This window comes from Micromonospora sp. NPDC007271, assembly GCF_040634005.1.
Taxonomy (GTDB): domain Bacteria; phylum Actinomycetota; class Actinomycetes; order Mycobacteriales; family Micromonosporaceae; genus Micromonospora.
In genome coordinates this window covers 63,323-89,620 of record NZ_JBEYER010000012.1, presented here as the reverse complement: position 1 = coordinate 89,620, position 26,298 = coordinate 63,323, and the positions used below count along the sequence as shown (strand labels likewise).

The 26,298-nt window shown below is 71.6% G+C and carries 28 protein-coding genes and 1 tRNA gene; 19 read left to right on the top strand and 10 right to left on the bottom strand.

The genetic code is table 11. From position 1 onward, the window contains the following. The 3 genes from ABZ570_RS07105 to ABZ570_RS07095 form a co-directional block, all read right to left on the bottom strand. Positions 1 to 690 (bottom strand): YcnI family protein (locus ABZ570_RS07105; RefSeq protein WP_358058106.1); only part of this gene is annotated, 690 nt, incomplete at its 3' end. Positions 691 to 706: 16 nt separating this feature from the next. Further along, complete coding sequence (locus ABZ570_RS07100) at positions 707 to 2,389, bottom strand: copper resistance protein CopC (protein ID WP_358058103.1); 1,683 nt, start codon at positions 2,387 to 2,389, stop codon at positions 707 to 709. 44 nt (positions 2,390 to 2,433) lie between these two features. After that, positions 2,434 to 3,096: a zf-HC2 domain-containing protein gene (locus ABZ570_RS07095; RefSeq protein ID WP_358058100.1), complete on the bottom strand. Its 663-nt coding sequence runs from the start codon at positions 3,094 to 3,096 to the stop codon at positions 2,434 to 2,436. A gap of 89 nt (positions 3,097 to 3,185) precedes the next feature. On the opposite strand from ABZ570_RS07095, the gene ABZ570_RS07090 reads away from it, so the two are divergent. Genes ABZ570_RS07090 through ABZ570_RS07075 form a run of 4 tightly spaced genes read left to right on the top strand, consistent with a single transcriptional unit; the run spans position 3,186 to position 6,136 of the window. Continuing rightward, entirely contained in the window at positions 3,186 to 3,773 is a 588-nt protein-coding gene (locus ABZ570_RS07090; protein ID WP_358058098.1) for a sigma-70 family RNA polymerase sigma factor, read from the top strand. A gap of 29 nt (positions 3,774 to 3,802) precedes the next feature. Then, positions 3,803 to 4,327 carry a MauE/DoxX family redox-associated membrane protein gene (locus ABZ570_RS07085; protein WP_358058096.1) on the top strand — a complete coding sequence of 175 codons (525 nt, stop codon included), beginning with the start codon at positions 3,803 to 3,805 and terminating at the stop codon, positions 4,325 to 4,327. After that, positions 4,320 to 5,027 carry a thioredoxin domain-containing protein gene (locus tag ABZ570_RS07080; protein WP_358058093.1) on the top strand — a complete coding sequence of 236 codons (708 nt, stop codon included), beginning with the start codon at positions 4,320 to 4,322 and terminating at the stop codon, positions 5,025 to 5,027. Before ABZ570_RS07085 ends, ABZ570_RS07080 begins: the two co-directional genes overlap by 8 nt. Continuing rightward, the gene (locus ABZ570_RS07075; RefSeq protein ID WP_358058090.1) at positions 5,024 to 6,136 is read left to right on the top strand and encodes a hypothetical protein; all 1,113 of its coding nucleotides are present in this window, start codon (positions 5,024 to 5,026) and stop codon (positions 6,134 to 6,136) included. Before ABZ570_RS07080 ends, ABZ570_RS07075 begins: the two co-directional genes overlap by 4 nt. 136 nt (positions 6,137 to 6,272) lie before the next feature. Here the strand turns inward: ABZ570_RS07075 and ABZ570_RS07070 are convergent, their stop codons facing one another. The 4 genes from ABZ570_RS07070 to ABZ570_RS07055 are packed head-to-tail and all read right to left on the bottom strand — an operon-like array spanning position 6,273 to position 8,991. Next, entirely contained in the window at positions 6,273 to 7,034 is a 762-nt protein-coding gene (locus tag ABZ570_RS07070; RefSeq protein ID WP_358058087.1) for an ABC transporter ATP-binding protein, read from the bottom strand. Continuing rightward, positions 7,031 to 7,801: a cobalt ECF transporter T component CbiQ gene (gene cbiQ, locus ABZ570_RS07065; protein ID WP_358058084.1), complete on the bottom strand. Its 771-nt coding sequence runs from the start codon at positions 7,799 to 7,801 to the stop codon at positions 7,031 to 7,033. Before cbiQ ends, ABZ570_RS07070 begins: the two co-directional genes overlap by 4 nt. A gap of 12 nt (positions 7,802 to 7,813) precedes the next feature. After that, a complete protein-coding gene (locus ABZ570_RS07060; protein ID WP_358058081.1) occupies positions 7,814 to 8,275 on the bottom strand; it encodes a PDGLE domain-containing protein in 462 nt (153 codons plus the stop codon). Next, the gene (locus ABZ570_RS07055; protein ID WP_358058078.1) at positions 8,272 to 8,991 is read right to left on the bottom strand and encodes an energy-coupling factor ABC transporter permease; all 720 of its coding nucleotides are present in this window, start codon (positions 8,989 to 8,991) and stop codon (positions 8,272 to 8,274) included. Before ABZ570_RS07055 ends, ABZ570_RS07060 begins: the two co-directional genes overlap by 4 nt. A gap of 143 nt (positions 8,992 to 9,134) precedes the next feature. Between ABZ570_RS07055 and bcp the strand changes: the two genes are divergently transcribed. From bcp to ABZ570_RS07035, 4 genes are all read left to right on the top strand, one after another. After that, positions 9,135 to 9,605 (top strand): thioredoxin-dependent thiol peroxidase, encoded by a 471-nt coding sequence (gene bcp, locus ABZ570_RS07050; RefSeq protein WP_358058075.1) that lies wholly within the window; start codon positions 9,135 to 9,137, stop codon positions 9,603 to 9,605. 31 nt (positions 9,606 to 9,636) lie between these two features. Beyond that, positions 9,637 to 10,542: a hypothetical protein gene (locus ABZ570_RS07045; RefSeq protein WP_358058072.1), complete on the top strand. Its 906-nt coding sequence runs from the start codon at positions 9,637 to 9,639 to the stop codon at positions 10,540 to 10,542. Continuing rightward, positions 10,507 to 10,592 (top strand) — tRNA-Leu (locus tag ABZ570_RS07040). Before ABZ570_RS07045 ends, ABZ570_RS07040 begins: the two co-directional genes overlap by 36 nt. Before the next feature lie 64 nt (positions 10,593 to 10,656). Beyond that, a complete protein-coding gene (locus ABZ570_RS07035) occupies positions 10,657 to 11,193 on the top strand; it encodes a GNAT family N-acetyltransferase (RefSeq protein ID WP_358058070.1) in 537 nt (178 codons plus the stop codon). A 28-nt stretch (positions 11,194 to 11,221) separates the two neighbouring features. Here ABZ570_RS07035 and ABZ570_RS07030 read toward each other — a convergent pair whose 3' ends face one another. After that, complete coding sequence (locus ABZ570_RS07030) at positions 11,222 to 12,055, bottom strand: class I SAM-dependent methyltransferase (protein ID WP_358058067.1); 834 nt, start codon at positions 12,053 to 12,055, stop codon at positions 11,222 to 11,224. A gap of 124 nt (positions 12,056 to 12,179) precedes the next feature. Here ABZ570_RS07030 and ABZ570_RS07025 point away from each other — a divergent pair, with 124 nt between their 5' ends. After that, positions 12,180 to 13,253: an LCP family protein gene (locus ABZ570_RS07025; protein ID WP_358058064.1), complete on the top strand. Its 1,074-nt coding sequence runs from the start codon at positions 12,180 to 12,182 to the stop codon at positions 13,251 to 13,253. A gap of 264 nt (positions 13,254 to 13,517) precedes the next feature. After that, positions 13,518 to 14,894 (top strand): sugar transferase, encoded by a 1,377-nt coding sequence (locus ABZ570_RS07020; RefSeq protein ID WP_358058061.1) that lies wholly within the window; start codon positions 13,518 to 13,520, stop codon positions 14,892 to 14,894. A gap of 43 nt (positions 14,895 to 14,937) precedes the next feature. On the opposite strand, the gene rfbD is transcribed toward ABZ570_RS07020, so the two are convergent. Together rfbD and rfbB are read right to left on the bottom strand one after the other, a co-directional pair. Then, positions 14,938 to 15,804, bottom strand: a complete 867-nt coding sequence (gene rfbD, locus ABZ570_RS07015) for a dTDP-4-dehydrorhamnose reductase (protein WP_358058058.1) — start codon at positions 15,802 to 15,804, stop codon at positions 14,938 to 14,940. Further along, a complete protein-coding gene (rfbB, locus tag ABZ570_RS07010) occupies positions 15,801 to 16,814 on the bottom strand; it encodes a dTDP-glucose 4,6-dehydratase (RefSeq protein ID WP_358058055.1) in 1,014 nt (337 codons plus the stop codon). The genes rfbD and rfbB overlap by 4 nt, the downstream gene beginning before the upstream one ends. An 85-nt stretch (positions 16,815 to 16,899) precedes the next feature. On the opposite strand from rfbB, the gene rfbA reads away from it, so the two are divergent. From rfbA to ABZ570_RS06965, 9 genes are all read left to right on the top strand, one after another. After that, on the top strand, positions 16,900 to 17,784 hold the full coding sequence (gene rfbA / locus ABZ570_RS07005) for a glucose-1-phosphate thymidylyltransferase RfbA (protein ID WP_358058052.1): 885 nt from the start codon (positions 16,900 to 16,902) through the stop codon (positions 17,782 to 17,784). Further along, positions 17,781 to 18,458, top strand: coding sequence for a dTDP-4-dehydrorhamnose 3,5-epimerase (gene rfbC / locus ABZ570_RS07000; RefSeq protein WP_358058049.1), 678 nt, complete (start codon positions 17,781 to 17,783; stop codon positions 18,456 to 18,458). The genes rfbA and rfbC overlap by 4 nt, the downstream gene beginning before the upstream one ends. 198 nt (positions 18,459 to 18,656) lie before the next feature. Beyond that, the gene (locus ABZ570_RS06995) at positions 18,657 to 19,850 is read left to right on the top strand and encodes a hypothetical protein (protein WP_358058046.1); all 1,194 of its coding nucleotides are present in this window, start codon (positions 18,657 to 18,659) and stop codon (positions 19,848 to 19,850) included. A gap of 1 nt (position 19,851) precedes the next feature. Beyond that, positions 19,852 to 20,703, top strand: a complete 852-nt coding sequence (locus tag ABZ570_RS06990) for a glycosyltransferase family 2 protein (RefSeq protein WP_358058043.1) — start codon at positions 19,852 to 19,854, stop codon at positions 20,701 to 20,703. 5 nt (positions 20,704 to 20,708) lie between these two features. Continuing rightward, a complete protein-coding gene (locus ABZ570_RS06985; protein ID WP_358058114.1) occupies positions 20,709 to 21,782 on the top strand; it encodes a glycosyltransferase family 4 protein in 1,074 nt (357 codons plus the stop codon). Between the two features lie 67 nt (positions 21,783 to 21,849). Then, a complete protein-coding gene (locus tag ABZ570_RS06980) occupies positions 21,850 to 22,764 on the top strand; it encodes a glycosyltransferase (RefSeq protein WP_358058040.1) in 915 nt (304 codons plus the stop codon). Then, positions 22,764 to 23,624 carry a glycosyltransferase family 2 protein gene (locus ABZ570_RS06975; protein ID WP_358058037.1) on the top strand — a complete coding sequence of 287 codons (861 nt, stop codon included), beginning with the start codon at positions 22,764 to 22,766 and terminating at the stop codon, positions 23,622 to 23,624. The genes ABZ570_RS06980 and ABZ570_RS06975 overlap by 1 nt, the downstream gene beginning before the upstream one ends. A 1-nt stretch (position 23,625) precedes the next feature. Then, the gene (locus tag ABZ570_RS06970) at positions 23,626 to 24,774 is read left to right on the top strand and encodes an acyltransferase (RefSeq protein ID WP_358058034.1); all 1,149 of its coding nucleotides are present in this window, start codon (positions 23,626 to 23,628) and stop codon (positions 24,772 to 24,774) included. Next, a complete protein-coding gene (locus tag ABZ570_RS06965; RefSeq protein WP_358058031.1) occupies positions 24,771 to 26,294 on the top strand; it encodes an acyltransferase in 1,524 nt (507 codons plus the stop codon). The genes ABZ570_RS06970 and ABZ570_RS06965 overlap by 4 nt, the downstream gene beginning before the upstream one ends. Positions 26,295 to 26,298 lie beyond the last annotated feature (4 nt).

Here is a 26,298-nt window from a genome sequence, read left to right as displayed (position 1 = left end):
TCGATGACGCCGCCCCAGCGGTGGCTGAACCGGAGGCCCTCGAGCTGGGGAAAGGCCAAGAACTTCTGGGCGATGGTCGTCCCGCACCGCCGTTGCTGAAGGTGCGGTGCGCGGCGCGTTCGCGGCCGGTTCCGCGGACGCCGAGGCGCCGGTCAGGGTGAGCACCGGAGCCGGGTTGTCGGGCTCCTGGCCGCCCGGCGTCGGCTCCTCGATCCAGCGGGACACGTTGCCGTCGGAGTACGTCTGGAGCACCTTGAACACCATCTGGTCGATCTGCGGCAGCGGCCCCATCGACACCGGGAACTCCTGGAACTCGCCCGGCTTGACCCCACCGTTCGCGGGCGCGGTCCAGGTCAGCTTGGACACCGCCTCGGTGAGCTGGCTGCCGTGCACCTCGATCGGCGGGTCGACCTTGCGCTTCTCCACCTGCACCGTCCAGCCGGGCACCGGCATGGTGGAGACCGAGCCGACCGGCGCGTTCTCCGGCAGCAGCACCTCGACCTTGACCGTGGCCGCCGTGTCGCTCTCGTTCGGCACCCGGAAGGCGAACCGGCCGTAGCCGCCCTGGCTGGCCTCCTTCGGGTTGATCGTGACGTGCGCCGAGGCCGGGCCGGCGAGACCGAGCACGGCCGTGGCGACGGCGGCGAGGGTGAGCGTGGCGACGGCGGCGGGACGCCGGAGACGGATCATGAGTGTGAGCCTTCCGTTACTTGATCGGCACGGTGGCGGTCACCGTGGCCTGGTCGATGTCGGACGTGCGGAGGGTGAAGCGGACCTGCCACTGCCCCGCCGCGGGGAGGCTGATCTCCCCGTAGGCGTGGTTGTCGGTCAGCGGCAGCAGCGGGATGTCGATCGGCTCGATGCCGGCCGACGGCAGGGCGGCCGTCGCCTTCCACTCCTTCACCGGCTGCGGCCGGTTGTCCGGGGTGTAGGCGTAGAGGTGGATCGAGTTGTTGCCACGCTGGGCCGGGTCCAGCTCCACCTGAAGGGAGTAGAGCGGGCTGGTCAGCGTGGTGGAGAAGTAGCCGGCGGACGAACCGGCGACGCTGGCGACGGCGGTGCGGGCCGGGGTGGTCTGCACCAGGGTCGCCGTGACGCCGAGCACCACGGCGGTGATCGCCAGCTCGGCCACCACCGCCCGCCGCATCGCCGCCGGCCGGCCCACGGCGGCCCGCCGCCGGACCAGCGCCCTAGAGTACGCGGCCACCGCGATCACCAGCGCGAACAACCCGATCTTGCCGAGCAGCAGCTGCCCGTACGTGGTGTCGACCAGGGCCTTCGGGGTGGCCACCTCGATCAGCGCCTGCACGGTGCCGGCCAGCAGCAACGCGCTGACCGCCAGGGTGGCCCAGCGGGACCAGATCGGCAGGATCGCGTCCAGCTCCCGCTCGTTCGCGCGCCGCAGCAGGAAGCCCGCGAGCATCACCAGGCCGCCCAGCCAGACGGCCATGCTGCCCAGGTGCACCGCGTCCACCAGCACCGAGACGGCCGGGGCGGGCGAGGCGGCCGCGTGCCCGGCCAGCGGCCAGGTGAACACCGCCGCCCCGCCGAGGATGGCCAGGATGATCCCGTCGGTCCGGCCGACCGGCCCGGCGAAGAGCGGCCGGAGCAGGAACGCCGCCGCGGCGAGCAGGCCGAGCCGGACCAGGTGGGCCGTGCCGTACGCGCTGCCCAGCACGTCGCCGAAGCCGGAGCCGGTCACGTCGAACAGGCCGCCCCCGGCGGTGTAGGGCACCTGCAGCCACAGCTCGGCGAGCGTGGCGACGACCAGCAGGCCCAGCCCCGACCAGGCCAGCCGGGCCGGCCCGCGCCGGGACAGCCGACGCGGCCAGAGCGCGGCCAGCACCAGGGCCGGGCCGACCAGCAGCAGGAGGCCCCCGTAGCCGAGGTACTTGACTACCTTCACCGCGTTCTCCACCACCGGGTTGGCGCGGTTGTCCGTACCGCTGTCGGTGGGGGGCGTCGACGGGGCGCCCACCGAGTAGGTGAAGGCGCCGGAGACCGGGTGGCTGTCGGCGGAGATCACCCGGTAGCTCACCAGGTAGGTGCCGCGCGGGCCGGCGGGGTCCACCGGGATGGTCACCACGGCGTCCTTGAACGTCGGCTCGCCCCGGTCGGCCCGGGAACCGTCGGGGGCGATCACCCGGATCTTGCCGGGGACCTTGCGGACCCCCTCGCTGAAGGTCAGCACCACCTCCGACGGCGCGCTCGACACCACGGCGGAGGCGGTGGGGCTGCTGCTCACCAGCAGCGCGTGGGCGCTGGCCGGGGTGGCCGGGGCGAGCAGCAGCGCCGCGAGGGCGACCAGCATGCCGGCGAGGGTCGACCACCGGGCGGCGCGGCGGCGGTCGGGGGCGGTCACGGGCCGGCGGCGGACGGCAGCAGTCATGGCCAACATGGTTCCCGACGCGCCCGGCGATCGGCGACCCTGCCTCATCCGCGTACCGCGGCGAGGGTGACGGGCCCCCGGCGCTCCGGCTCACCGCTGACCCGACAAAGCGCCCAGAGCAGGCCGGCCTGCACCACGGCGGCCAGGTGACCCAGCTCGTGCACGACGGCGGTGGTGGAGGCGGCGACATCCACCACGCTGGTCCCGGCCAGGCAGACCGCCAGCACCAGCGCGACCGGCAGGAACGCCCGGGCCCGCTCCGGCCGCCAGGCGGCCAACGCGAAACCGACGGCGAGGGCGGCGTCGAAGGAGGCCATCTCCCGGCTGGCGTGCGGGTCGGCCTCGACGCCGAGCCCGGCCAGCAGGATCGGCAGTGCGACGGTGAGCTGCGCCACGGCGGCGACCGCCACGGCCACCCGGAGCACCTGGCGCCGGGCCCGGCGGGCGGCCCCGGCCCCGTCCCGGGTCGCCGCCCGGTCCGCCGCGACGGCGGCCAGCACGGGGGCGGTCAGATCGGGTACGTCCACCACCCGCAACCGGGTGAGCCGGGTCACCCGCTCGGCCCCGGCCAGCCAGGAACGGCAGCCCGGGCAGGCCGCGGTGTGTGCCGCCAGGAGCGCCGCCGGCGCCTGCGGGTCCTCCCCGTCCAGCCGCGCCGACAGCGCCACCCGTACGTCGTCGCACGTCATGAGGGGGTAGTCGGGCACCGGGCCAGAAAAGTTCCCGGCGTGCGCGGGACCATAGAAAGGCCGAAGGACCCTGCCGGACCCAGGTACGCCGCGTAACCTCGTCTGTCGTGATCCCCGCCCCGCGCGACACCTCCGCCGGCCCCGGTCCGGCGGTGCACGACGCTGCGCGGGATCCCGCGACCCACTGGGCGCTGGCCGCCCGCGACGGCGATCCCGTGGCCCAGTCCGCCTTCGTCCGGGCCACCCAGGCCGAGGTGTGGCGGTTCGCCGCCGCCCTGGTGGACCCGGACAGCGCCGACGACCTGACCCAGGAGACGTACCTGCGGGCCTTCCGGGCCCTGCCCGGGTTCGAGGGGCGGTCCAGCGCCCGCACCTGGCTGCTCGGCATCGCCCGGCGGGCCTGCGCCGACCACCTGCGGACGGTGGTACGCCGGCGGCGGCTCGGCGAGCGGCTCGCGGCGCGCGCGGCCACCGAGCGGCCGTACCCGGACCCGGCCGGAGAGTTCGGTGCCACCGACCTGGTCCGCCGGCTCCCCGCCGAGCGGCGCGGCGCGTTCGTGCTCACCCAGTTGCTCGGCCTGTCGTACGCCGAGGCCGCCGCGGTGGAGGGGGTGCCGGTGGGCACCATCCGCTCCCGGGTGGCCCGGGCCCGCAGCGAACTGGTCGACGCCGTCGGCGACGCGCTGGCCGGCTGACGGAACTTTCCTCGGATCCGGGACGACCAATGATCGTGATTGCACCGACCACCCGGGCCGGCCGCTGGCCCGCCCTCCGGCCCTGGCTCGGCACCGCCGCCCGGCTCGGCCTGGCCGCCGTCTGGCTGTACGCCGGCTTCACCAAGGTCGGTGACCTGGCCGCCTCCGGTCGGGCGGTCAACGCCTACCAGGTGATGCCGTACGACCTGGCGACCGTGATCGGCGCCGCGCTGCCCTTCGTGGAGCTGGCGCTCGGCGTACTCCTGCTCGCCGGACTGGCCACCCGACTGGCCGCCGGCGTCTCCGCGGCGCTGCTGGTGATCTTCATCGCCGGCATCGCCTCGGCCTGGGCCCGCGGCCTGGCCATCGACTGCGGGTGCTTCGGCAGCGGCGGCCAGCTCGCCGCCGGCCAGGCCCCGAGCTATCTCCCGGAGATCCTCCGGGACCTGGGGTTCCTGGCACTGGCCGGGTTCCTGCTGATCTGGCCCCGCACCCCGTTCGCACTGGACGGCTGGCTGGCGGGGGAACCATCCGTGGAGGACGAGGATGAGTAGTCGCAAGGACGCGGCCCGGGTGGTCCGCGAGCAGATCGCCCGCGAGAAGCGGCGTACCCGCACGATCATCACTTCGATCGCCGCGGCGGCGCTGCTGGTGATCGCCGGACTGATCGGCTGGACCGTCTACTCCAGCCAGAAGTCGAAGTCCTACACCGCCCCGGCCGGCGCCAACCACGAGGGCACCGGCATCGTCATCGGCCAGGGCCCGGTCACCATCGACCTCTACGAGGACTACCTCTGCCCGGCCTGCAAGCAGTTCCAGGACACCAGCGGCTCGACCATCAACCAGCTGATCAACGAGAACAAGGTGCGGGTGGTCTTCCACCCGGTCGCCTACCTGAACCGCTTCTCCAGCACCCAGTACTCGACCCGCGCCTCGGCCGCCTCCGGCTGCGCGGCCGAGGGCGCGCGGTTCCGGGAGTTCACCGACGCGCTCTTCGCCAAGCAGCCGCCGGAGAACAGCCCCGGGCTGAGCGACGCCGAGCTGATCGACATCGGCGCGAGCGTCGGGGTGAACCGGGACGCCTTCAGCTCCTGCGTGAAGGACGGCACGTTCAAGTCGTGGACCGCGCACGTCACCGACGACGCCAGCCGGTCGGGGGTCACCGGCACCCCGACCATCAAGGTCAACGGCAAGGAACTCACCGACCGCAGCCCCGAGGGGATCAAGGCCGCGGTGGAGGCGGCCGGCCGGTGATCCCGGCCCCGCTGCGGCGCGCCGGGCTGGTGGTCACCACCGCGCTCGCCGCCCTTCTCGCCCTCGCCACGCCGGCCGCCGCGCACGGCGCGGACGCCCCCGCCGGCACCGACTACCGGGCCGAGGTCACCGCGATCGGCCCCGGCCGGCCCGGGCTCAGCGCCCGGATGGTCGAGGCGGGGGCCCGGCTGGAGCTGACCAACCGCACCGGCCGGGACGTCGAGGTGATCGGCTACTCCGGGGAGCCGTACCTGCGGATCGGGCCGGGCGGGGTGTACGAGAACAGCCGCTCCCCCGCCACCTACCTGAACCGGACCATCGCCGGGAACACCCAGCTGCCGCCCGAGGCGAACCCGGCTGCCCCGCCGGTCTGGCGGCGGGTCTCGGACGGGCCGTCGGCCCGCTGGCACGACCAGCGGACCCTCTGGTTGGAGTCGGCACCACCGGCGCAGGTGAGCGCCGATCCGACCCGGCAGCAGCGGGTCCGCGACTGGGCGGTGCCGCTGCGGGCCGGCGACCAGGCGATCGAGGTACGCGGCACCCTGGACTGGCTGCCCCCGCCGGACCCGTACCCCTGGTGGGTGGCCGCCACGCTCGGCTTCCTGCTCATCGGCGGGGCCGGGCTGGTCCCGGCGGGCACCGTGTCCGGGGTACGCGCACTGCGCGCGGCCGGTGCCCTGCTCGCCCTCGGCGGGGCGGCCACCGTGGCGTTCACCGTGGCCCGGGTGCTGGACGCCGGCGCCGAGGGGGTCGGCGGGGTGCTGCTCGGGCTGGTCGGCGGGCAGATCTGGACGTTGCTCACCGGGCTCGGCGCGGTCGCCGCCGGCGGGTACGCGCTGGCCCGCCGGGAGGGCGGCGACTTCGCGCTCGCCCTCGCCGGGGCCTGTCTGGCGCTCTTCGCCGGGGTGACCAACCTGGCTGTGCTGTCCCGCTCGGTGGCTCCGGTGGCCGGCCCGGCGACCCTGGCCCGGATCGCGGTGACGCTGGCGCTGGCCACCGGCACCGGCGCGGTCGGCGCCGGCATCCTCCGCCTACACGCCGCCGCCCGCCACACCCGCCCCACCCGCCCCGCTGGCTCCGCCCACCCCGCCCCCCACCCCATCCCCTGATCCCTCCCCTCCCGCGCGCCGCGCCCGCGCCGGCGATCTTGCGGTTGCTGTCGCGGGATCGCGGCTTTCGCCCCTTTTGTAGGGGCACGAAGTGCAAGATCGCGCAGCCGTGAGGGTGGGGGACGGGGGTGGGGGGTTAGTGGGGGTGGGGGGTGAAGCCGTGGGGGAGTTCTAGGCGGTGACGGGTCAGGAGGGGCTCGTCGGTCAGGAGGTGGGGGGTGGGGGCGTCGGCGACGACGCGGCCGGCGTCCAGGATCACCGACCGTTCGCAGAGCTCCGCCGCGTACGGCAGGTCGTGGGTGACCATCAGCAGGGTCACCGGCAAGGCACGCAGAATCTCGGCCAGCTCCCGCCGGGCCGCCGGGTCGAGGTTGGACGACGGCTCGTCGAGAACCAGGATCTCCGGACGCATGGCGAGCACGGTGGCCACCGCCACCCGGCGGCGCTGACCGAAGGAGAGATGGTGCGGGGCCCGGTCCCGGTGCTCGCTCATCCCCACAGCGGCGAGGGCCTCGTCGACCCGGGCGGCCAACTCCGCCCCGCGCAGCCCGAGGTTCGCCGGCCCGAACGCGACGTCCTCCGCGACGGTGGGCAGGAAGAGCTGGTCGTCCGGGTCCTGGAAGACGATGCCGACCCGGCGGCGGATCTCCGCGAGGGTGTCCCGGTCCCGGCTGATCGTCAGCCCGCCGACGCTGACCGTGCCCTCGGTCGGGGTCAGGATGCCGTTGAGGTGCAGCACCAGGGTGGTCTTGCCGGCGCCGTTCGGCCCGAGCAGGGCGACCCGGTCGCCGCGCGGCACGGTCAGGTCGACCCCGTGCAGGGCGACGTGACCGTCCGGGTACGCGTACCGGACGCCGCGTACGTCCAGGGAGGGAGGTGTCGGCACATCCCCGATCATGTCAGGACGACCGCGACGGCCGCGATGGTGGCCGCGACCAGCGGCACGGTCGCGGCGGCCGCCCACTGCCCGGCGGTGGCCGCGCCCGTGCCCTGCCAGACCGCCGGCATCCGCCCGGTGTAGCCGCGGGACACCATCGCCAGGTAGACCCGCTCGCCACGCTCGAAGGCCCGCAGGAAGAGCGCGCCGACCCCGGCGGCGAAGCCGCGCAGCTGCCACAGGAAACGGGGATCGTCACCCCGGGACACCCGGGCCACCCGCATCCGCCGCGCCTCGCCGACCAGCACGTCCAGGTAGCGCAGCATGAACGTGGCAATCTGGGTCAGGATCTGCGGGCAGCGCAGCCGGTCCAGGCCGACGATCAGATCCCGCGTCGTCGTGGTCGCCGCCAACAGCAGCGACACCAGTACGCCGAGGGTGCCCTTGGCCAGGATGTTCCACGCGCCGTGCAGGCCGTCCACGGACAGGCTCAGCCCGGCCACCTCGACCCGCTCCCCCGTACCGAGGAAGGGCAGCGCGAACGCGAAGAGCACGAACGGCAGCTCGATCAGCGCCCGGCTGAGCAGCCAGCGCGGCCCGACCCGGGCCAGCGCCGCCACGGCGGCGACCAGCAGCGCGTACCCGCCGAAGGCCCAGTAGGCCGTGCGGGGCGTGGCGACCACGATGACGGTGAAGAGCACCATCACGGCGATCTTCACCTCGGGCGCGAGGCGGTGCACCGGGGAGGTGGACTCGCGGTACAGCACGTGCGCGTGGCCGGCCCCCATGGCGGGTACCCCTCAGCCGGCCGAGTTGGTGCGGGCCGCGGCCCGCACCTCGCCGGCGGTGTCGTCGGAGCCGGTGGTGTCGGCGGAGGCGGCGTCGCCGGGCGTCGCGGCGTCGGGGGCGGCCGGCGTCCCGGCGTCCGCGCCTCGGCGGCGGGCCAGCCAGAACAGGCCGCCGCCCAGGGCGAAGGTGAGCAGTACGCCGATCACGCCGGACAGGCCGGTGGAGAGGAAGTCGTTCGACACGCCTCGCACGCCGTAGTCGGCCAGCGGGCTGTCACCCAGCTCGTGGTCCTTGGCCTGCTGGGCCGGGCAGCTGCCGCCGGTGATCTCGTCCTCGGCGTTCACCGTGCAGCCCTTCAACAGCGACGAGTCGAGCCCGTCCGGGTGCGACGAGGCGTAGTTGCTGACCACGCCGGCGAGCAGCAGGGCGACCAGCAGACCACCGAGGAGGAACGGCCAGGAACGCTTGCTCATCGGGCACCTCCGGCGATCGGAACGGCGGGAGCCGGCGTGGCCGGCTTCAGGGCGCGCAGCGCGTACACCAGGTCGGGGCGGACCTTGGCGACGGTGACCACGGTGGTCGCGGTGATCAGGCCCTCGCCGATGCCGATCAGCAGGTGGACGCCGGCCATCGTGCCGGCCAGCCCGGCGAGGTTGCCGCCCAGGTCGGTGGTGCCGCCCAGCCAGTACTGCAGGACGAAGCCCTGGCTGGCGACCACCACGCTGACCAGCGCGGAGACGAACGCGGTGACGGCGAGGCCGGCCGGGGTGCGCGGCAGCACCCGCAGCAGCAGCGCGATCAACAGGTACGCGGCGGCGGTCCCGAGGATCGCCATGTTGGTGATGTTGAGGCCGAGCATGGCCACCCCGCCGTCGCCGAAGACCAGGGCCTGCACGACCAGGACCACGGCCACGCAGAGCGCCCCGACCCACGGGCCGACCAGCAGCGCGGCGAGGGCGCCACCGAGCAGGTGGCCGCTGACCCCGGCGGTGAAGATCGGGAAGTTGAGCATCTGCACGGCGAAGATGAACGCGGCGACCAGGCCGGCCATCGGCGCCAGCCGGTCGTCGAGGTCGCGGCGCCCGCGCAGCACGCAGAAGGTGAGCGCGGCGAGCGCCAGCGCCGCGAAGATCGCGGCGACGGGACCGTCGATGATCCCGTTCGAGATGTGCATCGCCAGGGTTTCCACGCAACCTCCTCCATGCCGACACCGGGGAGCTTATTTGCAGCCGGTCGCTGTTGCCAATCCCTTGCAACAAGCCATGGTGATCATCACGCGGATGGCGCGTCGCCACCGCCCCCGGGCGGCAGCACGGCGGTATCGTCTCCGCCATGACCGACCGCCTCAGCCCCGGCGACCCCGCCCCCGAGTTCACCCTCCCGACCGACAGCGGCGGGACACTCTCCCTGGCCGACCTGCGTGGCCGCAAGGTCATCCTGTACGCGTACCCGGCCGCCATGACGCCCGGCTGCACCAAGCAGGCGTGCGACTTCCGCGACTCGCTCGCCTCGCTCCAGGCCGCCGGCTACGAGGTGGTGGGCATCTCGCCCGACAAGCCGGAGAAGCTGGCCAAGTTCCGCGACCGGGACGCCATCACCTTCCCGCTGGTCGCCGACACCGACAAGGCCGTGCTGACCGCGTACGGCGCGTACGGCGAGAAGCAGCTGTACGGCAAGACGGTGACCGGGGTGATCCGCTCGACCTTCGTCGTCGACGAGGACGGGAAGATCGAAAGGGCGCTCTACAACGTCAAGGCCACCGGGCACGTCGCCAAGCTCCGCCGGGACCTCGGCCTGGACTGAGTCTGTCGGACCGGGCCGCTACCGTCCGTGCGTGGTTCGGTACAGGTACACGCCAGAGATGTTGGCGGACGCGGCGGCGCGGGCCCGCAGCGTGACCGAGGTCATGCGGCTGCTCGGGGTCCGGGTCAGCGGCGGGTCCCACGCGCACATCAGCCGGCAGCTCAAGCGTTTCGGCATCGACACGTCGCACTTCACCGGCAGCGCGCACAACAAGGGGCAACACGGCGTGCGGCGCACCACCTCGGCACAGCTGCTGGTCCGGCTGCCGGCAGGCTCCGGTCGCACACCGGGCAACCGGTTGAAGTGGGCGCTGCAGGACATCGGCGTCCCCGAGGAGTGCGACGAGTGTGGCGTCGGGCCATGCTGGCGGGGCCGGCCGCTGACGCTGCACGTGGACCACGTGAACGCGGACTTTCTGGACAACCGGCCACCGAACCTGCGGATACTCTGTCCGAACTGCCACAGCCAGACCGACACCTCCGCGGGCCGGAACAAGGGCGGTATGCCACCGCCCGACCCTGCCCCCACCGCCCCGCCGCACGTGCGACCTCCACTCGACGAGATGGAGGAGCTCATCAGACAGGTGGCCCTCGGCACACTCGGATCGAGCGAGGCCGCGCGGCGAATCGGCTGTCATCGCAACCACATTTCCCGGCTGAGTCGACGGCTCGCCGAACGAGGCACCCTCGCCGTCGCTCCCCGATCGACCGGCTCCGTCTTCGACGACATCGTGATCAGTCAGGCGTTGGCGAATCCCGAACTCGGTGTGCGTAAGCTCGCCGAGGCCATCCGGGTGGCCTCCAACGGGCAGTGCACGGTCAGCCACGAGACGGTGTGGAGAGTCCTACGGCGGGCCGGGCTGCACACGGTCTCGGCGCGACGCTCTAAACTCATCGGGTCGGCGGGAGTGGCGGAACGGCAGACGCGCAGGCCTTAGGAGCCTGTGTCCGAGAGGACGTGGGGGTTCGAAACCCCCCTCCCGCACCACAGCTCGTGTCGTGAAGGTCACGAAGGTGGGTTCACGCCGCGCCATTCCCGCAGGATGGCGGGCGTGAACCTGCGCTTCGTCCTGGACCCTCAGCTCACCTGCGAGCTGCGCGAGCAGATCGTCGCCCTCTGGGTGGACGTCACCAACGCCGGCGGCGCGGTCGGCTTCGTCGCCCCGGTGGCGGCGGCCGACGTCCATCCCCTCGCCGAGGAGACCTTCGCCGGCCTCGCCGCGGGGTCGGACCGGCTGCTGGTGGGCTACGAGGGGGATCGCCTCGTCGGCATCCTGATCATCTCCGACAACCGGTTCCACCTGAAGACGCACTGGCGGGTGCTCAAGCGGGTGATGGTGCACCCCGACACCCAGGGCCGCGGGTGCGGGGCGGCGCTGATGCGTGAGGCCGAGCGGATCGGTCGGGCGTGGGGCCTGGACGGGCTGCACGTCACGGTCCGGGGCGGGCTCGGGCTGGAGACGTTCTACGCCCGGCTCGGGTACCGGGAGGTGGGGCGGTTGCCCCGCGCGCTGCGGCTCGCGCCGGGCGACGACCGGGACGAGGTCCTCATGTGGCTCGACCTGGGCGGCCACACCGCCGCGGCCTGATGTCGTAGCCGGCGGGCGGCGGCTTCGCTCACCAGGCCACGCCGATCCCGTCACCCGGGTACCAGTGCCGGGCCGGGGTCTCCCGGTACGCGAGGAACCGCCGGCCGGTCCGCTCGGCGTGCTCGGCGAGCACGTTGGTGGCGGTGACGTTGTCGGTCAGCAGCATCGCTCCGGGGGCGAGCTTCGCCTCGACCGCGTCGAACTCGTTCCTCTCGTGCCCCCGGCTGTGGTCGCTGTCGTGCAGGAAGAGGTCGACCGGCCGGTCCAGCGCACTGATGGAGGCGATCGAGTCGCCGATGACCAGGTCGACGACGTCCGCCCACGGGGTGGCCCGGGCGAGGTAGCCGGCCTCGGGGTTGATGTCGAGCGAGGTGAGCCGGCCGGGATGTCCCTCGGCGGCGTTGCGCAGCAGGGCGGCGGCCAGGACGCAACTGCCGAGCCCCTTGTCCACCCCGGTCTCGACGACGTGTGCGGGGCGGCGGGCGCGGAGGATGGCGTACCAGCCGATCCGGCGGGCGTAGCGGACCTTCCGGTCGGCCAGGCCGCGCCGGGACGAGGCGGCGGTGGCGGCCTCGATGTGCCCGCGCAGCTTCTCGTCGCGCTCCAGCTCGGCGAACCAGCCGCGCACCTGCCCGACCGGCACCTCGCACACCACGCTGACGAACCAGGCCAGGTGGTGGCGGCTGAGCGCGGTCAGGTCGTACGTGTAGTTGTGATGCTCGCGGGAGGTGAACAGCCAGCGGGCGGAGGTGCGCAGAACCCTGGCGTCGTGCCGGGCGACCTTGGCCAGGCGGCTCGGAAAGGCGGCGACCGGCGCGAGCCGGGTGCGGGCGACGGCCCGCCGGAGCTTCGTTACGTCCACCTGAGCGGTTGTACCAGGTCCGGGTGGCGCCGGGCGGGGAAACTTTTTGCGGACGAACGGGTGGCTGGACCCGACCAGCCGCGCGAGGACACCGCGCCGGGCGGGAACTCAGTAGCATCGGGCCATGTCAGATCGCCACCAGTTCGCCGACCACGACACGCGCCACCCTGCGTCCGAAGTGGAGCTCGACGATGTCGAGCAGTCGGTCGGCCCGGCTCCGCGTCGCCGCCGCGGCCGGCGTATCGCCCTGATCCTGCTGCTGGTGGTGGTGCTGCTCGCCGGTGGCGGGGTTCTCGCGGGCGGCCTTTACTACCGCTCGGTCAATTCCTCGGTTGAACGGGTCGACGCCTTCGAGGACGTGCCGGAGGAGGCCCGCCCGCAGGTGGTGGCGAAGAACGCCATGAACATCATGATTCTGGGCAGCGACTCTCGCGACCCGGAGAGCACCGGGGGCTCGCGGAGCGACACGATCATTCTGGCCCACCTGCCGGCGGACCGGTCGAGTGCCCAACTCATCTCGATCCCGCGCGACACCTGGGTGCCGGTGCCGCGGTCCAAGGACGGCCGGCACGGCGGCCGGGATGCCAAGATCAATGCAGCGTACGCATGGGGCGGTGTTCCGCTGATGGTGCAGACGGTGGAGAAGTTCACCGGCGTCCGCATCGACCATGTGACGATGGTCGACTTCGCTGGCTTCAAGGAGATCGTCGACGCGCTGGGTGGTGTCGAGATCGATGTGGAGAAGGGCTTCACCACGAACTACGCGCTGGGCGGTAGCCGGACGTTCGCCAAGGGCCCGCAGACCATGGACGGGGCCGCCGCGCTCGACTACGCGCGCGAGCGGCATGCCTTCGCCGACGGCGACTTCGCGCGGATCAGACACCAGCAGCAGGTGATCAAGGCGATTCTGGACAAGGCGGCCTCCGGTGGCACGCTGGCCAGCCCCACGAAGCTGAACTCGTTCGTGAAGGCCACGTCGAAGGCGGTGGCCGTGGACAAGTCACTGTCCCTCCTGGATCTGGCGATGGAGTTGCGTGGCCTGCGCAGCGGTAACCTCGCGTTCTTCACCTGCCCGGTCAAGGGAACCGGCCGGGTCGGCACCGAGAGCGTCGTGTTCGCGGACACGCCGAAGGCCAAGGCCCTGTTCGACGCGGTCCGCCGGGATGCCGTCTCCGAGATCGTGGCCACCGGAAAGTAGGACCTGAGAATTGCCGGGCCGGCTCTGGTGGCACAGCCGGCTCGTTCGTATCCTGCGATCGCCCGGGGCCTGCGTCATGCGGGCCCCGGACTGCCACGGGGGAGATCAACTATGTCAGGGCAATCGGTGACGAGGGACCCGGCCACGGTCAGAAGGGAGCTGCGGGACACCTCACTTCAGGCCGTGGCGCCGCCACCCGGCACGGCCGATGACCAGGGGACGCTCCCGCCACTCCCCGCCGTGGAGCCGGCGACACCCACGCGTGTGGACACGACGACGGTGCTGCCGTACGCCAGTTCCCGGGCCTCGAAGCGGACGCGCTGGCTGCGGGCCTGGATGATGGCCGCGCCCATCGACGTCGTCGCCCTGCTCGCCCCGCTGCTGCTCAGCCAGAACTACTGGCGCGGGACCCTGGTCAACGCCGGCCTCACGATTGCCCTCTTCGCGGCCGGTGGGCTCTACCGGGCCCGCCGGCACATCACCATTCTGGACGAACTGCCGAGCCTCTGCGGGCGGCTGCTGGCATCCGGTGCGGTAGTGGCCATCATCGCGGCCGAGCGGCACGATTCGGTGCAGTACGTGAGCGGGTTCATGCAGGACGTCGCGATCTCGGCCGGGCTGGTGATCGTGGGCCGGACGGTCAGCAGGAGTCTCATCCTCATCGCGCGCAAGCGCCGGTGGGTGGAGCACAACGCCATCGTCATCGGTGGCGGTCCGATCGGTGTGGAGCTCGCCCGGCTGCTCCGGCGCTATCCCCAGTACGGCCTGCGGTTCGTCGGCTGTGTGGACGCCCCGTCGCGACTGGGCGTCGGGGCGCTTCCGCTGAACGGCACCCTCGACGACCTCGAGCACCTCGTCCGGCTGCTGGAGTGCGAAGTCCTGGTCATCGCCGATCCCGACTATCCGGAGTCCACCCTGATGGACATCCTGCTCCAGCCGGGCAACGCCCGCTGCGACCTCTGGGCGGTGCCGCGCCTCTGGGGCTCCCGGTCGCAGGGCGGATATCCCGACCACGTCGGGGCCATCCCGATCGTCAAGATCGGCGACACGACGCTCTCCGGCCCCCGGTGGGCCATCAAACGGGCGTCCGACGTGCTCTTCGCCGCGTTGGCACTGGTCGTGCTGAGCCCGCTGCTCCTGCTCTGCGCGATCGCCACGTTCCTCGACGGTGGCCGGGGGATCTTCTTCTACCAGGAGCGGGTCGGCCGCTACGGCAAGCCGTTCAAAGTGATCAAGTTCCGCTCGATGCGGCCGCTGGACGAGCACGAATCGCAGACGAACTGGTCCATCGCGCACGACCGGCGGGTCGGACCGATCGGGCGGTTCATGCGCCGTACCTCGCTGGACGAGCTGCCGCAGCTCTGGAACATCCTGCGCGGGGAGATGAGTGTGGTCGGGCCGCGGCCGGAGCGGCCGTACTTCGTCGAGAAGTTCTCGGCCGAGTACCCCAACTACGCGATGCGCCACCGGGTCCCCGTCGGGCTGACCGGGCTCGCGCAGGTCAGTGGCCTCCGGGGCGACACGCCGATCTCCGACCGGGCAAGGTTCGACAACTACTACGTCGAGAACTGGTCGCTTTGGCTCGACATCAAGATCGTGCTGCGCACCGTCGCGGAGGTGTTCCGAGGTGCCGGTCGCTGACCAGGCACACGGGACATCGCAGGTGGACGCAGTCGTCGCCCGGCTATCCGGGGTTGCCGGCCAGGGCCTCGGCCAGGGCCGACCGCCAATCCGCCAGCGGTCGTAGGTTCGCGGCGGCCCAGCGTCGGTGGGCCAGGACGCTGTAGGCCGGGCGGGGGGCGGGGCGCTGGTAGCGGTCGCTGGTGGTCGGCCGGATGCGATCGGGGTCGAGGCCGCGCAGGGCGAAGACCGCGCGGGCGAGGCCGTACCAGGTGGTCTCGCCCGACGCGGTGCCGTGGTAGACGCCGGGCGCGGCGCCGCCGGCCAGCGCCGCGTCGGCCAGCGCGACGAGCTGCTCGGCGAGCCGGTACGACCAGGTGGGTTGGCCGCGCTGATCGTCCACCACGTCGAGCCGCTCGCGTTCCTCGGCCAGCCGCAACATGGTCGCGACGAAGTTGGGCCCGTGTTCGCCGTAGAGCCAGGCGGTGCGCACGATGTAGCCGGCGTCGGGCAGGAGCTCGGTGACGGCGAGTTCCCCGGCGAGCTTGCTGCGCCCGTACGCGTTGACCGGAGAGGTGGGCGCGTCCTCGGGGTAGGGCTCGGTGGCGTCGCCGCGGAAGACGTAGTCGGTGGACACGTGGATCATTCGCGCGCCGGTCACGGCGCAGGCTCCGGCCAGGTGGGCGACCGCTTCGCCGTTGACGGCGGTGGCGGCCTTCTCCTGGGCCTCGGCTCCGTCCACGTCGGTCCAGGCCGCGGTGTTGATGACGACGTCGTGCCCGGCGACGGCGGCTCGTACGGCCGCCGGGTCGGTGATGTCGAGGTCGTCGCGGGTGGTGGCCGTGACCGACCGGTCGCCTCGGGCACGCAGCACGGCCACCAGGTCCCGCCCGAGCATCCCACCGGCGCCGGTGATCAGCAGCCGGGTCATGCCGGTACGGTCCGCCCGGTGCCCGCCTTCAGCGGCTCCCACCAGGCTCGGTTGTCCCGATACCAGCGCACGGTCTGCGCCAGGCCCCGCTCGAGGTCGATGCTCGGCGCGTACCCCAGCTCGGCGCTGATCTTGCTGATGTCCAGCGAGTAGCGGCGGTCGTGGCCCTTGCGGTCGGCGACCGGGACGACTCGGTCCCACCCGGCGCCGCAGGCCTCCAGCAGCCGGGCGGTGAGCTCCTTGTTGGTCAGCTCGGTGCCGCCGCCGATGTGGTAGACCTCGCCGGCGCGGCCCTTCTCCTGGACCAGCGCGATCCCCACGCAGTGGTCGTGGACGTGCAGCCAGTCCCGGACGTTGCCTCCGTCACCGTAGAGCGGCACGGTGCCACCGTCGAGCAGGTTGGTCACGAACAGGGGGATGACCTTCTCCGGGAACTGGTACGGCCCGTAGTTGTTCGAGCAGCGGGTGACCACCACGTCCAACCCGTGGGTGCGGTGGTAGGCCAGCGCCAGCAGGTCCGAGCCGGCCTTGGCGGCCGAGTAGGGCGAGTTCGGCGACAGCGGCCAGGTCTCGGTCCAGGAACCTTCGTCGATGGACCCGTAGACCTCGTCGGTGGAGACGTGCACGAACCGACGCGTGCCGTGGCGCAGCGCGGCATCGAGCAGTGTCTGGGTGCCGAGCACGTTGGTGACGACGAACGGCGCGGCGCCAGCGATGGAGCGGTCCACGTGGGATTCCGCCGCGAAGTGGACGATCACGTCGTGACCGACCACGACCTCGTCGACCAGCGCCTGGTCGCAGATGTCGCCCCGCACGAAGCGCAGGCGCGGGTCCTCCCGCACCGGTGCCAGGTTGTGCAGGTTGCCGGAGTAGGTGAGCTTGTCCAGCACGGTCACCGCGGCAGGCTCGACGGCCGGCACGCCGGGGGCCTCACCACCCGGCACGCCCAACAGCATCCGGACGTACTCCGACCCGATGAATCCGGCTCCGCCGGTGACGAGGATCCTCACGGGTCGTGGAGTTTACGCGAAGCAGCAGGACAGCCGGGGGCTCGACGGGACCCGGGTGCTCGCCCGGTACGGGTACTCTCCGCGGGTGCGTGGAATCCTTCTCGCTGGTGGCACCGGCTCCCGGCTCTGGCCGGTCACCCGGGCGGTCTCCAAACAGCTCATGCCGGTGTTCGACAAGCCGATGGTCTACTACCCGCTGTCCACTCTCGTCATGGCGGGGGTGCGGGAGATCCTGGTCATCACGACGCCGGAGGATCAGGGCCAGTTCCAGCGGCTGCTCGGTGACGGCAGCCAGTGGGGCCTCCGGATGGCGTACGCCGCGCAGGCCCGCCCGGAGGGCATCGCGCAGGCGTTCGTGCTGGGCGCGGACTTCATCGGCGACGAGTCGGTGGCGCTGATCCTGGGCGACAACATCTTCCACGGCGCCGGCCTCGGCCGACAACTCGCCGGCCACGGCAACCCGGTCGGCGGCCGGGTGTTCGCGTATCCGGTGGCCAACCCGGGCGAGTACGGAGTGGTCGACTTCGACCCGGCTGGGCGGGTGCTGTCCATTGAGGAGAAGCCGGCGAGGCCGAAGTCCCGGTACGCCGTGCCCGGTCTCTACTTCTACGACAACCGGGTGGTCGACATCGCCCGCAAGCTCACCCCCAGCGCACGCGGCGAGCTGGAGATCACGGCGGTCAACGAGACATACCGTGAGTGGGGTGAGCTCTCCGTGACCGTGCTGGACCGGGGCACCGCCTGGCTGGACACCGGCACCTTCACCTCGATGATGCAGGCCGCCGAGTTCGTCCGGGTCATCGAGGAGCGCCAGGGCATGAAGATCGGCTGCGTCGAGGAGGTCGCCTGGCGGGCCGGCCTGATCGACGACGAGCAACTGCGGACGTTGGCGGAGCCGCTGACCAGGAGCGGATACGGCACCTACCTGCTCGGCCTGCTCGACGAGCCGCAGGGCGGGAGCAACCGGTGAAGATCCGACCGCTGAGCATCGAGGGCGCCTGGGAGATCAGGCCGCAGCAGCACGGCGATCCGCGCGGGCTGTTCATGGAGTGGTACCGCTTCGACCGGCTCGCCGACGCGGTCGGGCATCCGCTCCGGCTCGCGCAGGGCAACCTCTCGGTCTCCGCGCGGGGGGTGGTCCGTGGCATCCATTTCGCCGACGTTCCGCCCGGCCAGGCGAAGTACGTGACCTGCGTACGCGGAGCCGTCATCGACATGGTCGTGGACATCCGAGTCGGCTCGCCGACGTTCGGCCGATGGGAGGCCGTCCGGCTCGACGAGGTCGACCGGCGCGCCGTCTACCTCAGTGAGGGCCTGGGGCACGGCTTCTGCGCCCTGACCGATGACGCCACCCTGAGCTACCTCTGCTCGACCACCTACAACCCCGACACCGAGCACGCGGTGCATCCCCTCGACCCGCAACTGGCGATCGACTGGCCGGTCGAGGCACCGCTGCTGTCGGCCCGGGACGCGGCCGCGCCGAGCCTGGCTCAGGCCCAGGAAGCGGGACTGCTGCCCGACTATCACAGCTGCCGGTCATTCACGGCCAGTCTGGATCCGGGGACCGGCTCCGCCTCGCCGGAGGGTAGCGTCCCACCCCCGCGGCGGACGGAGCCACGGCCTGCGCCGGGCCGCACAGAATGAGCGAAGCACCGGTCAGGTAGAGCCCGAGGGGTGATTGCGGGTGGAGAGCCGTTCGGATAGAACATGCCAGCGACGTGGAACTCGTCGTACCCGCGCATGTGCCGCACCGTTTGGGGGAGACGAGTGAGAGGCGTTTCGCTGGTCGACGCTGCTCAGCCGTCGGCAGACCCGGGCCCGGCACGTCCGTCCGGGCACCGGGTGACCCGACTGCTCCGGCAGCTCGTCGCACCCGAGCGTCTTTACCTCGCCGCACTTGGCCTGACCGGCCTGGCGGCGGTCGTGTCGGTGACGCTGCCGGCGGCGGAGCGCGGCGAGCTTTCCGCGAACATGGTGAGTGCGACGCTCGGCGCAGCGGTGGGCGGGCTGTCCCTGGACACCTTCCTGCTGTCCCGCCCAGCCGGTTGGGTCTTCGCTCGGGGGCGGACCTGGGTCCTCGCGATCCTTGGGGCCTCGGTTCTCCTCTCCGGTGTCGCCGCCGCGCTGTTCACCGCGGTGGCGGGAGTTGGTAGTCACCTGGTCGGGGTAGGGTCCGCCGCGGGTCTGACCGTCTTCAACACAGTCTCGTCAATCGCACTGCGGCGGAAGAGCTTCCGGATCGTCTACTCGATGCGGGCGGCGAGCGGGGCGACCCTGGTCGGCGGTTACGCCGCCCTCTACGCTGCCGGGCAGTTCGACGGCGGCCTGTGGAGCCTGGTCTGGCTTGCGGTGCAGTGGCTCAGCGCGCTGGCCGTGTGCGCCCTGGTGTTGCGGATGCTCTGGAAGGTCAGGCCAGCCCCGGCGCCCACGGCAACGGGCCCGGACTACCGGGCCGACCTGCTCGCGGTCGGGAATCTGCATGCCGGGATCTTCGCGCAGATGATGACGCTGCGGTTCAACCAGATCCTGGTGGCCAGGTTCGTCGGGGCCGGTCCGCTCGGCGTCTACGCCCTGGCGGTGGCCGCGTTGGAGTTCGCACAGGCCGGCGCGGTGGTACGCGCGCAGCGGATCCTCGCCGATCGGACCGGTGCCGACGGCCCGGACCCGACGAAGGCCGTGGTCAAGGCGGCCCTGCCGATCGCCCTGGCCGCTGTCGTCGGGCTTGCCGTGCTCGGCTTCCTGCAGCCGGAATACCGCGACGCCTGGATCCTCGGCCTCCTTCTCCTGCCCGGCTCGCTCGCCACGGCAGCCGGCAAGAGCTGGAGTGCCCTGCTGTTGAAGCGGCGGGGCGAGAAGGCGACCACCGTCGTCGCCTTCATCACCGTGGCGATCGCGATTCCCGCGTACTTCGGGATCATCCCCTGGGCCGGCGTGATCGGGGCGGCCGTGGCCTCCTCGCTCGCCTACGCCGTACACGCCTTCGCGTCGAGAGCGAGCCTGCGACGAGCGCAGCCGCCGAGTCATGGGACGGTTTGAGATGGATGTCTCGATTGTGGTTCTCGCCTGGGAGGACTTTGAGCGCACCCGTGCGTGCGTCCTGTCGCTGCCGGGCGAGGCGGAGATCGTTGTCGTCGACAACGGCAGCTCGGAGCACATCCGGCAGGCGCTGAACGAATTCTGCGCCCAGCAGGGCGTCAAGTACGTCCAGTCCGGCTCGAACCTGGGGTACGCCAAGGGGATGAACCTCGGCGTGCGCCACACGAGCCGGGCGAACGTCATCCTCTCCAACAACGACATCCTCGTGCACGACGACGCCGTGGCCCGTCTGCTGGCCGCCCTCGAGGATCCCGGGGTGGGTGCGGCCTTCCCCGCCGTGATGACCCCGGAGGGCGTGCCGCAGACGGAGGGCGGGCGGTTCCTGAGCATGCGGGTCGGGCTCGCCCACGCCACCGGGCTGAGCCTGGTGGTGCCGCGCCTGCGGATCGTCGCACCGCCCGAGGAGGCGGACTGGCTGACCGGGCCCTTCGTCGCCCTGCGCCGGAGCACCTTCGACGCCATCGGCGGGGTCGACGAGACGTCCTTCTTCTACTCGGAGGACATGCGGCTGTGCTGGGCCGTGCGCCAGCAGGGCCTGCGGCTGGCGTACGTGCCGGGGGCCGTGATCATGCACGAGGACGACGCGACCGCCAAGCGCCGCTGGTCCGAGGAGGAGATCTCCCACCGGCGTACCCGGGAGTTCATCCGGGCGAGCCGGGACCTGGGTGGCCGGCGCGGCCGGGTCGCCGCGACGGCGTACGTCTGCGGGGTGCTGCTGCGGGCGGCGGTGGGCGGGAATCCGGTTCGCCGGGCGATCGCGCGCGGCGCCGTCGAGGGGCTGCGGGCCTCGTGAAGGTGATGTTTGTCTGCACCACCGGCGGCTCGGGACGACGGCAGCTCGGTGGCGCGGAACGGATCCTGACGGAAATCATCCCGGCTCATGCCCGAACGGGCGTCGAGGTGATCGCCGCCACCTCGGACGACGAGGTGGGCAGCGCGTTGCGGGAGGCCGGGGTGCCCTGGATCGGCCTCAGCGCGGCGAGCCGGGTCGACCTGGCCTACGCGCGGGAGATCCGTCGCCTCGTCCGGGAGGTGAAACCGGACGTGGTCTGCGCCCACCTGCTGTCGGCGGCGATGCACGCCCGGGCCGCGCTGACCATGGAGCGTAAGCCGACCCCACTCGTGGTCACCCTGCACAACAGCCTCTGGCAGTACCGGGACACCGCGGAATCACTGCCGCAGAAGGCCGCCATCCAGTCCAACATCACGCTCGACCTGGCCATGCGCCGGCTCCGGCCGCATGCGACGGTCGCGGTGTCCGAATTCGAGGCCGCCGAACTGCGCGACCGCGGCCGGGTCCGGAACGTCCACCTGATCCCGAACCCACTGCCGGCCACCTGGCCCGCCCCCGAACCCGCGGGTACGCCGAGACCCGAGCGGCGGCCGGTGGTCGGCTACCTCGGCCGGCTGGAGAAGGAGAAGGGGGCTGACCTGCTGCCCGAGGTCGCCTCGTGCCTGCCGGAGGCGGAATTCCGGGTCGCCGGCACCGGCTCACTGACGATCGCCGCCCGGCCGAACCTCGAACTCGTCGGCCGGGTCACCGCGGCGGAGTTCCTGCGGCAGGTCGACTGTCTCCTGGTGCCGTCCCGGGTCGAGTCGTTCGGGCTCAGCGCGCTCGAAGCGCTGTCGCTGGGCGTACCCGTGGTGCACACCGGGGCGGGCGGTCTGGCCGAGGTCACCCGGCACGCCACCGGCACCTTGGCGTTCCGGGCGAGCCCCACGCCCACCGAGCTGGCCGGGGCCCTCCGGCAGGCGATCGGCCGCGACGGGTCCACCGACGAGCGACAGGCCGTGGCCGAGTGGTACGCCCAGGAGTATGCCTTCGACCGGTGCGTGGCGCGCTGGCAGAGCCTCTACCGGTCGCTGCTGTGACCACCTGGCGGTTACCCCGGGCGGTCGCACGTTACCCGATCAGCCAACGAATGAGAGTGGTGCCCGAGTGGCGCAGGAGCTGACGATCGTCACCGTGCTCTACCGGTCCGGCGAGATGCTCGCCGAGACGCTCCCGACCTGGGTACGCAGCGCCGACGGGCTGCCGGTGCGGTTCGTCTTCGCCGACAACTGGCCGGCGGACGGGTGCGAGAAGGTCATCGCCGGCTGCCTGGAGCACGACCGGTACGAGTACCTTCCCGACTCGTCGAACCCGGGCTTCGCGGCCGGCTGCAACCGGGCGGTCGCCTCCGCGACGACGAGCCACGTCCTGCTGCTGAATCCGGACGTCTGGCTGCCCGTCGACGCGCTGGCGCGCATCCACACCGCGATCGCGGCGGACCCGGGCACCCCCATCGCGGTCGGCCTGGCCATGCACGGCGGCGAGTACGTCGGCATCGACGTGAACCCGATCTCGCTGTTCATCGACCGATCGGCGACGGTGTCACGGGCGCCACTCGGTCCCTCGGGCGGCGCGGCGGTCTTCCCGGCCGACCTGTTCCGCCGGTTCGAGGGGTTCTACGAGCACCTGTTCGCCTGGGGTGAGGACGCCGACCTCGCCTTCCGGCTCTACGCCTCCGGCCTGCGTACCCGGGGTCTGGATCTCGTGCTCCCCCACGCCGGTGGCCACAGCGTCGAAGGCGACAACAAGCTCCAGGGATTCCGGGCCTTCCTGCTGGCCCGCAACCGGCTCCTCGTCGCGTCCCGGGTCTTCACCTGGCCCCTGCTGCTCGTCGCGCTGCCGATCCTCGCGTTGGCGCACGTCGCGCTGGCCGCCCGACGGGTGCGTCAGGGCCTCCTGCGACCGTTCCTGCGCGGCGTGGGACGCGGCCTGTTGGAGGGGCCGGCCGCCCGCCGGCAGTGGCAGGGCAAACGGTTCGGCTTCGCCTGCCTGTTCAGCTATCTGAAAGTGCGGAGAGCGTGATGACGGGACACCAGTGGAGTGTCGTGACGGTCACCTACAACTCGGCGGACACGCTGCGCCGGTGCTGGCGCGGCGCGACCAAGCCGTACGAGTGGATCGTCGTGGACAACTGCTCGGCCGACGACTCGGCCACAGTCGCCGAGGAGCTGGGTGCCCGGGTCATCCGGCTGCCGGAGAATGTCGGCTTCGCCAAGGCCAACAACGTGGGCATGCGCGCAGCGGCGGGCGAGTACATCCTGTTCGGGAACCCGGATCTCGAGATCCGCCCGGACGGCTTGGACATCCTGCAGCGGCACCTCGACCTGCACGGTGGCCTGGTCGCTCCCCAACTGCTCTCGTCGGAGGGCATCCCGCAGCCGAACGGCCGCGGCTTTCCTTACGCCACCGCCAAGCTGGGCAACCGGAAGGTCTGGCCGCTGTCCCAGCTGCACGCGTCGTACCGCATGACGGCGGAGCCGGGTGAGGCCCGCTACGTCGCCTGGGTCATGGGAGCGGCGGTCGCCGGACGCACCCCGGACGTCATCGAGCTGGGCGGGTGGAACGAGCGGTTCTTCCTCTACTACGAGGACCACGAGCTGGGGCTGCGCGCGTGGCGGCACGGTTGTCCCGTCGCCCTGCTCGGCGACGTCCGGTGGACCCACCACTGGGCCCGCGCGACGAACTCCTTCCAGTGGTCGCGGGCGCACACGCTGGAGTTGCAGAGCGCGAGGATCTTCTTCGGCATGTTTCCCGAGTTCCTGATCGGGCTGCCGCCGGCCGCTCGGCGACACCGGCAGGCCGCGCGCCTCATCGGGTCGCCGGTAGGGCGGGAAGCGCGTGACGCTGACGGACTGACGAAGAGAACCGGCTTGGAGGGCTAAGTTGATCAGATCGGCGGCCCCGCGGCTGCACGTCCTGGACCTCCTGCGATTCTTCGCAGCCATGTTCGTCATGGGATTCCATCTCATTCCCATTGTGGCCTTCGTTTACGGCCTCGACGCCGACGCGTACTTCGGCCACGTCGTCGCCCAGGCCTTCCGCTACGGCTGGATGGGCGTCGACTTCTTCTTCATCATCAGCGGGTTCGTCATCTGCATGAGCTCCTGGGGCCGCTCGGTTGGCGATTTCTTCACCTCCCGGGCTACCAGGCTGATGCCAGCGTATCTGCTCGCGGTCGTAATGACCTCAGCGCTGCTGACGTTCCTCTGGCCAGCCTCGTTCCACCCGCCCCTGGCGGGCTTCCTCACGAACCTCACCATGGTGCAGGGAATGCTCCACGTTCCCGACATAGACACCGTTTACTGGACGCTTCTGGTTGAGCTGAAGTTCTACCTGCTCTTCGCGGTCGTGGTCCACTTCGGCCTGACCTACCGCCGCGTGGTTCTCTTCTGCGTGTCGTGGACGGTGGCGGCGCTTGTCGGCCAGTACACGAACAACGGACTCATCAAGGTCCTGGTCGAGCCTCGATACGCCTACTTCTTCGTCGCGGGAATCGTGCTCTACCTGATGTACCGGTTCGGTCCCACCCTATTGCTCTGGGGAATGCTCGCGGTATCCTGGATCTTCTGCGCCAATTCTCTGCGGCTCATGTTCTCGGAGCAGCAGGTACCCGTCAATCTCCACGTCGGGCTCGGGCTCCTGACCATGTTCCTCGCCGTCATGACCGCGGCGGCCCTCGGAAAGCTGTCCTGGCTCAGCTGGCCCGGATTCGTCACGATCGGCGCACTCACCTATCCGGTGTACCTCATCCATTTCTATCTCTCGTACACCATTCTTCGCCGGTTGCACGGGCACGTGCCGGACGCACTCCTGCTGGTGTGCACCGTCGCCACGGTCCTCCTCGTCGCGTACCTCATTCATCGGCTCGTGGAACGGCGAGCCGCTCGGCTCCTGCGCGCTGGTATCCGGCGAAGCTTCGCCGCGATCCGACAGGCTGACGCCCCGCAACCGGCCGAGTCCACCCGACCCGTCAAGGCCATCCGAGTCTCGACGCCTACCCCGCCCGCCCCACGCACGTCCGTGGCGCCTTGACCACAAACGTTCCGGCGTTGGCGACACCCGGACGCCGGGCGAGGCAGTGCCCGCGCCAGCCCCGCCAGCACCCAGCTGGTGGGGACTGGCCGGCCGCGGCAAACAGATCATGCAAGCAAGCGCGACGGTCACGGGCTCCGAGTTGTGGGGCATGCCAGACCCAGCGCTCCGTTTCGCTCAGGCGGCCCTCATTGCTCCCTCTACTCCAGCGCGCTGTTCGACAATCAACGAGATCGCAGCCGATAGCCGAGGCGTACCGCGGGCGCGCGAACAGCTTCGGGGCCCTCCGGCTCGCATTCGCGCTCGCCGTGGTGCTCTCCCACACCGCCGCACTCGGGTTCGGTCGCCCGCTCATGCAGCGGCTCGACCTGGGTGCCCTGGCGGTGGCCGGTTTCTTCACGATTTCCGGGTTCCTCATCGTCCGCTCCGCCCGGCGCAGCTCGATACCCCGCTTCCTGTGGCATCGGGCCCTGCGGATCTGGCCCGGCCTGTGGGTCTGCCTCCTGTTCACGGGGCTGGTCGTGGCGCCCCTGCTCTACCTTGAGCGGCACGGCACGCTCGACGGGCTGTGGCGGAGCGAGGGCGGGGTGGTCGACTACCTGCGGCAGAACTGGTGGGGTGGCCTCCGGCAGTTCGGGATCGCCGACCTGCTGCAGGGTGACACGCCGTACTGGCGATGGCAGGGCGGGAACACCATCAACGGCTCGCTGTGGACCCTCGCCTACGAGATCTACTGCTATCTCCTGGTGGCTGTCCTGGCTGCGCTCACCATCCTGCGCCGGCAGCTCCGCTGGCTGCCGCTGCTCGCTGTGATCGCCGTGTCCGGGGTGGTCTGCTGGAACTACTTCCAGCAGGACACCCCCGGTGGGCAGGGGATCTGGACGGCGGGGGCGGTGGGTCCGCTGCCGCTGCTCGGCGCACTTCAACAGACCTACCTCCTCTGGTACGGCTTCATGTTCCTCCTGGGCGGGGTCGCCGAGCTGTACGGCGACCGTTTGCCGATCAACGACCTGCTCGGTGTGCTCGCACTCGTGGTCGTCGGCTGGCTCGCCGTCAGCGGCAGGTTCGTCGGGCCTGGGACGTTCGCCGTTGGCGGGAACTTCTTCGGCCCGGCGCTGCTCGCCTACGCGTACGTCGTCCTCTGGCTCGCCGTACGGCTGCCGAAGGCGCTGCACCGGGTCGGAAGCCGCAACGACTACTCGTACGGGGTGTACATCTACTCGTTCGTCGTGCAACAGGTCATGGCCAAAGCCGGGGTGCAGGCGATCGGCGTCGTCGGCTTCTTCCTGGCCAGCGCCCTGCTCAGCTTCGGACTCGCGATGCTCTCCTGGCACCTGGTCGAGAAGCCGGCGCTGCGGTTGAAGAACTGGACGCCAGTTTCGCTGCGCGGGCGACCCGATGATCCGACGCCGTCGAGAGGTGGCCGCCCGGCTGAGGACGAAGCGCCCGTCGCGCTCTCCGGTCGTGTGCGAGCACCGGATGTGGGTTCGGATCCGGGTGCCGCACCAGCTGCTGGTTGACGCC

Excerpts from the sequence above, each read along its gene's own strand:
- ABZ570_RS07100 (WP_358058103.1), bottom strand. The coding sequence starts at position 2,389 with ATGACTGCTGCCGTCCGCCGCCGGCCCGTGACCGCCCCCGACCGCCGC.
- ABZ570_RS07085 (WP_358058096.1), top strand. The coding sequence starts at position 3,803 with ATGATCGTGATTGCACCGACCACCCGGGCCGGCCGCTGGCCCGCCCTC.
- ABZ570_RS07080 (WP_358058093.1), top strand. The coding sequence starts at position 4,320 with ATGAGTAGTCGCAAGGACGCGGCCCGGGTGGTCCGCGAGCAGATCGCC.
- ABZ570_RS07070 (WP_358058087.1), bottom strand. The coding sequence starts at position 7,034 with ATGATCGGGGATGTGCCGACACCTCCCTCCCTGGACGTACGCGGCGTC.
- cbiQ (WP_358058084.1), bottom strand. The coding sequence starts at position 7,801 with ATGGGGGCCGGCCACGCGCACGTGCTGTACCGCGAGTCCACCTCCCCG.
- ABZ570_RS07060 (WP_358058081.1), bottom strand. The coding sequence starts at position 8,275 with ATGAGCAAGCGTTCCTGGCCGTTCCTCCTCGGTGGTCTGCTGGTCGCC.
- bcp (WP_358058075.1), top strand. The coding sequence starts at position 9,135 with ATGACCGACCGCCTCAGCCCCGGCGACCCCGCCCCCGAGTTCACCCTC.
- ABZ570_RS07025 (WP_358058064.1), top strand. The coding sequence starts at position 12,180 with ATGTCAGATCGCCACCAGTTCGCCGACCACGACACGCGCCACCCTGCG.
- rfbD (WP_358058058.1), bottom strand. The coding sequence starts at position 15,804 with ATGACCCGGCTGCTGATCACCGGCGCCGGTGGGATGCTCGGGCGGGAC.
- ABZ570_RS06990 (WP_358058043.1), top strand. The coding sequence starts at position 19,852 with ATGGATGTCTCGATTGTGGTTCTCGCCTGGGAGGACTTTGAGCGCACC.
- ABZ570_RS06985 (WP_358058114.1), top strand. The coding sequence starts at position 20,709 with ATGTTTGTCTGCACCACCGGCGGCTCGGGACGACGGCAGCTCGGTGGC.
- ABZ570_RS06975 (WP_358058037.1), top strand. The coding sequence starts at position 22,764 with ATGACGGGACACCAGTGGAGTGTCGTGACGGTCACCTACAACTCGGCG.